This window comes from Pseudomonas sp. GM78 (genome assembly GCF_000282475.1).
Lineage (GTDB): Bacteria > Pseudomonadota > Gammaproteobacteria > Pseudomonadales > Pseudomonadaceae > Aquipseudomonas.
This window is the reverse complement of the sequence record NZ_AKJF01000176.1, coordinates 1-8,122: the sequence shown is the minus strand read 5'-3', so window position 1 is coordinate 8,122 and position 8,122 is coordinate 1. Positions and strand designations below refer to the sequence as shown.

Here is an 8,122-nt window from a genome sequence, read left to right as displayed (position 1 = left end):
AGCGCACCGTTCCAGACACCGATCAACGACGTCTACAACAACGGCAGCACCGTCAGCCCGACCATTACCAGCGCCACCGGCGGTAATTTCGAGAGCCTGGTACCGATGCCACTCCAGCGGTGACCCAGATCACCGATACCATCGACGATGTAAAAGTCATCCTGACCGCCACTGGCAGCGTGACTGAAGGCGGCCAAATCGTTTACACCGCCACCTTGGTCGATAAAGACGGCAAGCCTGTGACCAACGTCGGTTCTGATCTGGTGATCAAGCTCTCCAACGACCAGATCATCACCATCGGCAACGACCAAAGTTCCAACTCCGTGAACGTCAAGGCACCGAACGATGTGTACACCGGCGCGCCTGACGTCTCGACCAAGATCACCACTGTTGTCAGTGGCGGCGACAAGTACGAGAACCTGCTCGTCAGCGACAAGCCGGCCGTAACCAAAGTGACTGATGTGGTCAACACCACCACAGTCGGTATCACCGGTGACACCTCGATTACCGAAGGCCAGATGGCGCATTACACCCTGACCCTGAGCAATCCTTCTCACGCAGAAGTCACTGTGACCCTGACCTACAGCGGCACTGCGGCCGATGGCGTGGACTTTGCCGGGGTGACCACAGTCAAGATTCCGGCCAACAGCAACAGCGTCGGTTTCGACATCAGCACCATCGATGACAAGCTGGTCGAAGGCTCCGAGAACTTCATCATCACCATCGACAAAGCCATCGGCGGCAACTTCGAGAACCTGGTGATCGACTCGAGCAAAACCTATGTCATCACCACCATCGTCGACAACGACCATGCACCGGTGACCACTGGCGGCGCAGTTACCGGCCTCGAAGACAGGACCCTGACCCTGACCTGGGACAACTTCAAGGTCACCGATGTCGATAACGACAGCCCGCTGGGCATCACCATCACCCAGGTAACGGGCGGTGGCGATTTGTTGTTCAACGGCGTGAAAGTGGTGGTCGGGCAGACCATCAGCCAGGCGGATATCGCCTTGGGCAAACTGACCTTCGTGCCGGCACGCAACGAGTCGGGTGCCGATGGTTATGGCGGCACCGGAGTCGGCAACAAGGCAGCGGACTACGCACAGATCAAGTTCAAGCCTACCGACGGCTTCAACCTGGGCAACGAAGCGACTCTGAAAGTCGACATCACCCCGCAAGCCGACGCACCCACACTGAGTATCGCGGGCAACAACGTGAACTCGACAGGCCTGATCAAGGAGATCTGGACTGGCCTGACCGCCCTCAACACCGGCTACAACGGCGCGGGCAGCGGTGCGCCGACCAACACCCTGAAGTCGGTGATCGATGCGGCTGGCACTGCCAACAGCAAAGGCACCGTGACCGATGTGCAGGAAAGCAGTGTGACGGCGGGTATCGCCTCGAAAACCTCCGGCCTGATCTACCTTGAAGCCGGCAAGGTCTACACCTTCAGCGGCACCGCGGACGACAGCCTGCTGGTGACGATTGGCGGCAAAAACGTGGCCAGCGCCCTGTGGGGTACCGGCGGGACGATCAGTGGCTCGTTCACGCCGACCACCAGCGGCTACTACACCCTGGACATCTACCACCACAACCAGAGCGGCCCGGGTAGCTACGACGTCAACCTCAAGGTGGACAACGGTCCGGTGCTCGACCTGAACAATGCCGGCGTGCCGATCTACACTGGCGTCAACGACCTGATCAATGCCGGCGTGACGGTCTCCGACCTGCATGGCAGCGATGGCGAAGGCTACTACGACGGCTACAAGCTCAACACCGGGCCAGAGGGCGGCAGCATCAAACTGTCGGCCATCAGCACCGAACTGACCGACCGCGACGGCTCCGAAAGCCTGAGCGTGAAGATCGGCGGGATTCCGGCGGGCTCCGTGCTCAGCGATGGCGCGGGACATACCTTCACGGCCACCGCGAGCAATGGCGAGGCGAATGTCACCGGCTGGAACCTTGGCACGCTGACCATCACCCCGCCGCCGTACCACAGCACCTCGTTCAACCTGACGGTGACTTCGACCTCCACCGAAATGCTGGGCGGCTCTGCACCATCGTCGGCCGTGCTTCCGGTGACCATCTATCCAGCGACCTACAACCCGGTCATGGGCACGACCAAGGGCGACAATATCGCCGGCACCGACAGCAACGACATTATCGTTGCCGACATCGCTGGCCTGAACGTGGTTCAGGGCAAGAATTACAACATCGCGTTCATGGTCGACACTTCCGGCAGCATGGACACCTCGATCCAGGCGGCGAAGAACTCGCTGAACCTGATGTTCAGCACCCTCAAGCAAAGCCTGGGTGCGAACACTTCGGGGACGGTCAACATTTTCCTGGCGACCTTCGATGACACCGTAAACACCACCGTTACGGTCAACCTGAATGACTCCGGCGCGCTGGATCAACTGCAGGCTATCGTCAGATCGATGGCGTCTGGCGGTGGTACCAACTACGAGGACGTGTTCAAAACCACGGCCAACTTCTTCCAGAGTACTCAAGCCAAGGGCAATGTCGGCGCCACCAACCTGACCTACTTCATCACTGACGGGGTGCCCACCTACTACCAATCCGGCGAATCGACCAACCCGATAGTGGTTGACTACAAAAACTCCAAAGCAGTTGATGGCAGGCTGGATGACTACCTGAACGTCAATAACTACAAGCTGGGCGATACCGCCTATATCACCCTGGGTGGAATCAGCCGCCAGCTGATTACCAGCAGCGGCAAGGTCAACAAGTGGTCCGAAGACTCGCAGGGCAATTGGAGCAAGGACGGCACCATCGGCACGATCCGTGCGCAGGGTGACGGCACCTATGAGATCTCGTCCACCGCCGGCAGAGGCAGCTACACCGACGACGATACGGCCGATAACGCCAGCAGCAGCTTCCTGTTGCTCAGCAAGTTGTCGCAGGTCGAAGCGATCGGTCTGAACGGCGCGATAAAGCCGGCTGACCTGATTCCGTTCGACACGGACAGCAAGCCACAAACCAACATCGATCCGAGCAACCTGGCCAATGCCATCATCGGCCACACCGAGGCGACCCTGCCGGGTGCCGACACGGTCAATGCGGGCGATGGCAATGACATCATCTTCGGTGACCTGGTGAGTTTCAACGGCATTGCCGGCGAGGGCTACCAGGCCATGCAGGCGTTCGTTGCCAGGGAAACCGGTGTTGATGTCAGCAAGGTTACGACCAGCAACGTGCACCAGTACATTACCGAGCACACCGACCTGTTCGATGTGTCTGGTGCTCACGACGGGGACGACACTCTGTTGGGAGGTGCGGGTAACGACATCATTTTCGGTCTGGGTGGCGATGACAAACTCTATGGCGGCAGCGGCAATGACTTCTTGCTCGGTGGCACCGGTAAAGACCTGCTTGATGGTGGCGACGGCAATGACACCCTTCTGGGTGGCAAAGGTGACGACACGCTGATTGGCGGCCTGGGTGGCGACACCTTCGTGTGGAAGGCCGGCGACACCGGCAACGACGTGATCAAGGACTTCAATGCCAACCAGGGCGACCGCATCGACCTGCGTGATCTGTTGCAGGGTGAAAGTGGCAGCACCATCGACAACTACCTGAAGATCACCACAGTGGATGGCGTATCGTCCCTGCAGGTCAATTCCGCTGGCAACTTCAACAGTACCAACGCTGCAGCGGCCAAGCCGGACGTGACGATCAAGCTCGAAGGTAACAATTGGTCCAGCGCCAACTTGCACAATCTGATTGCCGGTAGCGATCCGACGATCAAGATCGACCACAACAACAGCTGATGGCTAACGGACGGTCGCCCAGAGCGGGCGGCCGTCACGTTTGCAACAATCACCCCGGTGACGATTTCGTCACTACACCGCATACTCGCCTGCAGTTGGCCTATGCTGCTGACAGCATGATGCTGGTCCATTTCTGAGGGATGCCAAATGTTTTACGTGCAACGCGATGCGCAAGGCCAATTGGTTCGCGTGGAAGCCGCCGCCTATGCCGAAGCCACGGAAACGCTGCCGGCCGACCATCATGAAATCCAGGCCTGGTACGCCAACGAAACGATGGAGGTCAGCCTCAAGCAGCTCAAGCAAAGCGACCTGGAAATGATCCGGGTACTCGACGACTTGATCCAGGTGCTGACCAGCAAAGGCGTGATCCGGGTGACCGACTTGCCGCCGGCCGCACAGGCCAAGCTGATGGACCGAACCCAGGCCCGTGAAGCGTTGGGCGGATTAAGTCATTTGATCGATGATGATGAGGCAGGACTGATCTAGGCTTGCTGCACCCCCTGTAGGAGTGTGCATGCCCCGGGCGGCGTTCCGACGAAAAACCTGAGGCAGCCGCGGGGCGTCAGGTGTCCCGTGTCATCGCTCCCCTCCATCGCGAGCAAGCTCGCTCCTACAGGCGTTAGCACCAAGGCTTGGGCTCACCGAACAATTGCCCCTGAACCCCATAAAGCCCCATCTCGCGAATCACCGACAACTCCCCTTCTGTCTCGACTCGCTCGGCGATCAACGGCAGGTCAATGCTGTGCGCCGCCCGCTGGATGGCCTCGATAAACAAACGCTTGTCACTCTCGCGATCAATCGCGCGGAAGTAGCTACCATCGACCTTCAGATACGCTAACCCTAGCCGTGCCAGGTTGCCGATCATGCTGAAACGGCCGCCGAAACGTTGCAGGCTCAACGAGAACCCCAGCTCACGCAGGCGCCGTGTCAGCTCCTCGAGCACCGTTTGTTCTGGCAATTGTTCCTCGCCGATCTCCAGTGTCAGCCGCGGCCCCAGGTTGGAATGCGAGCGCAATAGGTCAAAGACCTTATTCAGCGCCTGCGGGTCAGACAGGGTTGCCGAAGACAGGTTCAGTGCCAGCGACTCTTCATGGCCAGCCATCTGCTCGAACACCAACTCGAGCATCAGGCGGTCCAGCCGAGCAGTCCAGCCAAAACGCTCCAGCCACGGCAGGAAGCGCCCGGCGGGAATGATCTGGCCATCGGCATCAATCAGACGCGAAAGCACCTTGTAGTGCAGCACCAGCTGGGTGTCCTGGGCAGCCACCACCGGCTGGAAGAACAATTCGAAACGTCGTTGAGTCATGGCCTGGTCGAGCAGGTTGTGCCACGCATGATGGTCATCACCTACACGAGTCGACGCGCCCTGGTCCAGGCACGCCCAGCTCGGCTCACCCTGGCTCTGCGCCTGGGCCAATGCCTGATCCGCCAACCCGAGCACTGCTTGCGGTGAGTCCCCATGGGCAAAGGGGGCCAGTCCGATCGAGGCCACCGAAGCAACGTCCGTGGCACCGGTGGCATGCAGGCTCGCCAAGGCACTGTCGAGGCTGCGTGCCAGTTGCAACGCCTCTTCGCGAACCAGCCCGGGTGCCAAAACGGCAAACTCACCGCCGCGAATTCGCGTGACCAGGTTTTGCGTTTCCGGGTACTTGGCGCACTCGCGAGACAACTGCAGCCCGACCGCCTTCAGCAATTCATCGGTTCGTTGACCACCGAGGCGCTGATTCAAACCCGCCAGATCATTAACCCGCAGCAACAGCAGATAACCCGAGCTGGCCTGTTCGGTGTTGCTCACCCGTGCGTTCAACTGCATCTCGAAATAACGACGGTTCGCCAGTCCTGTCAGGTTGTCCTGATAAGACTCGACCCGCAGCTTTTCACTGCGCTCGGCCTGCTCCTGAAACAGAGCCTTTAACTTCTCGACCATCTGGTTCATCGCTTGGACGACACGGCGCAATTCAGGCGTACGCGGCAAATCCGGCAGGCTAAGGAATTCCCGGCGTGCAATCGCATGGGATTGCTTGACCATGTAATCCAGGGGCTTCAATTGCCGACGCAACAGCAACGCACCCAATGCGGCGCTCACCGCACCGCAGAGCAGCAGCCAACCGAGACTGCCCAGTGCACTCTGCCAAAGCTTGGCCAAGGCAAACATCGGGTGGCTGACCACCTCGACCCGCGCGGCCTGCTCCCAACCACGGCTGACGATCGCATCGCCACCGGCCGCTTCCAGGCCGATCAGCTTGATGAACCAGTCCGGCACATTGTTGACCGCAGGAATACCGCTGCGCTCGACGATGACTTTGTTGTCGTTCAAATCGACCACGCGGATACTCGCGTAATAGCCGCTGTCGAAAAGCGAGCTGACCAGCAACTCGACCATCGCCGGATCATCGATGTTCGGCGTCAGGGACACCGCCAATGCCGTCGCGCCATCCTGGGCGTGGGAACGCAACTGGTTGACGTACTGGGTGCGCGAACTTTCCAGGCTGACCATGAAGCTGCCGGTAAAGGCGACCACCAGGAACAGACAGATAGCGATCAACAGCTGTTTGAACAAAGACATCTGAGCGTGAGCTCCTAGTTAGTCGTCTCGACCGGAAAACCTTCGGCCTGCATTTTTTTCAGCACATCCTGCCAACGGGACAGCCGTTTGGTATCACCGACCTTCTTGTTACCCTTGGCGCCGGGCAAGTACAGCCCTTCTGCATTGAAGGAGTAGACCGGAAGCAAATCCGTTCGCTGGCTGGCGGGCTGGATGGTGTCGATCAGGCTGTCGAGGACCAACGGCATCGCCTCTGGACTCGAATAGTAAGTCAACACCATGTGCGCCCGGTTCAGACGCAGGGCCTTGACGTAGGTAATGCGCAATTTGTCACTGGAGACGCCAAGGTGGCGCAGGCTGAAATACTTGGCGATAGCGTAATCTTCGCAATCGCCGGCACCTTTCCACAGGGCTTCGATTGGCGTTTCCCAATAATCGACCTGCTGCCACAAGTCGATGTCTTCGACGTAGCGCATCTGCTTGTTGACGAAGCGGTTGACCACGTTCAACTGTTCCAGCTCGCCGAGCTGCTTCTGGCTGACCAGCAAATGCTGCCAATCATTTATGCGCTGCTGGCCTGCGCCCAAAGGTCCGTACAATGCCTGCGCCCGACGACTGATCAGGGAAAAATCCCAATCGGCATGCAGCCCGCCAAGCATCACGCCGGCCAGCAGCAATGCGCAGGACAGCCAGCGCAGCATCCGTGGAATCAGGAAAAAACGTGCCGCCAATGCGAGGCATCCAGGGTAGGCCGTTGGAGTCGGTTGATGGTGTACGTAAGTACGGCAAAAAACAATGGCACCGTGAGATCATCGATGGCGCGCTAAACTTGAAATAGGGCACTGTGCTGACCGTTTGACAAGATTTCAGGCAGTCACTAGTGTCAGTTGGATCCAAAAAATATTCAGTCATTCAGGGTGAGTCGTAGTGACACAAAAACCCAACCCACTCAGCAGCATCAAGGTCAACGGTCCCATCGCGGCGCACTTGGCGCGCTCGGTCATCGAACAAACCTTACGCGCGGCTATCCTGGACGGTCGCCTGCCGTGTGGCATCGCACTGCGCCAGCAAGACCTGGCCGATCTCTTCGGTGTCAGCCGCATGCCTGTGCGCGAAGCGTTGCGCCAACTCGAAGCCCAGGCATTGCTCAACGTGGTCGCCCATAAAGGTGCTGTGGTCGCTCCGCTGGTCCAGGGCGACGCAGTGGAAACCTACGCCCTGCGGATTTTACTGGAGTCCGAAGCCCTGCGCCTGTCGGTGCCATTGCTTGAGGCGGCGGATCTCGAACAGGCCGCGCGTTATATCGACCAGCTGGAGACAGAACACGACTACACCGAAATCGGCCGGCTCAATCGCCTCTTCCATATGTCGCTCTATTGCAAGGCACCCAATCGCCGTTTGCTGAAGCTAGTGGAGGACGGACTGAACGAAGAGGAGCGCTTCCTGCGCTTCAACCTCGAAGCCATGGGTCTTGGCAAGTTGTCCCAGGAAGATCACCGGGCCATGTGGCGGGCCGCCGAGGCGCGAGATGTCGAAGGGTCGGTAAAGTTGCTGGTAAACCATCTAAATCGTGGAGTTGAGGTCATCACCCGTTACCTCGACAGTCCAGAAGCCAAGAACAGAATAATCTCGTAGTAAATGCAGCGCGAAGAACGATAACGCCGCTCAACATGACTCAGACTGGTTTTTACATCTACGCTTTTTGGCAGCCAAAAACGACAAAACCCCTGTCTGCGGTAGCAGACAGGGGTTTCGGAATTGAATCTTGACGATGACCTACTCT

Annotated in this window: 6 protein-coding genes; 4 read left to right on the top strand and 2 right to left on the bottom strand. The window is 58.8% G+C overall.

The features are described 5' to 3' along the window. Nucleotides 1–21: 21 nt before the first annotated feature. From PMI35_RS35990 to PMI35_RS06435, 3 genes are all read left to right on the top strand, one after another. On the top strand, nt 22–123 hold the full coding sequence (locus PMI35_RS35990) for an immunoglobulin-like domain-containing protein (protein ID WP_443217071.1): 102 nt from the start codon (nt 22–24) through the stop codon (nt 121–123). After that, a complete protein-coding gene (locus PMI35_RS06430; protein ID WP_008064083.1) occupies nt 120–3,794 on the top strand; it encodes an immunoglobulin-like domain-containing protein in 3,675 nt (1,224 codons plus the stop codon). Before PMI35_RS35990 ends, PMI35_RS06430 begins: the two co-directional genes overlap by 4 nt. A 147-nt stretch (nt 3,795–3,941) precedes the next feature. Beyond that, nucleotides 3,942–4,280, top strand: coding sequence for a hypothetical protein (locus tag PMI35_RS06435; protein ID WP_008064081.1), 339 nt, complete (start codon nt 3,942–3,944; stop codon nt 4,278–4,280). 133 nt (nt 4,281–4,413) lie between these two features. Here the strand turns inward: PMI35_RS06435 and lapD are convergent, their stop codons facing one another. Next, nucleotides 4,414–6,360, bottom strand: a complete 1,947-nt coding sequence (gene lapD / locus PMI35_RS06440; protein ID WP_008064079.1) for a cyclic di-GMP receptor LapD — start codon at nt 6,358–6,360, stop codon at nt 4,414–4,416. Nucleotides 6,361–6,374: 14 nt separating this feature from the next. After that, the gene (gene lapG / locus PMI35_RS06445; RefSeq protein ID WP_008064077.1) at nt 6,375–7,070 is read right to left on the bottom strand and encodes a cysteine protease LapG; all 696 of its coding nucleotides are present in this window, start codon (nt 7,068–7,070) and stop codon (nt 6,375–6,377) included. 196 nt (nt 7,071–7,266) lie between these two features. Here lapG and PMI35_RS06450 point away from each other — a divergent pair, with 196 nt between their 5' ends. Beyond that, complete coding sequence (locus tag PMI35_RS06450) at nt 7,267–7,974, top strand: GntR family transcriptional regulator (RefSeq protein WP_008064075.1); 708 nt, start codon at nt 7,267–7,269, stop codon at nt 7,972–7,974. The last annotated feature ends 148 nt before the right edge of the window (nt 7,975–8,122 follow it).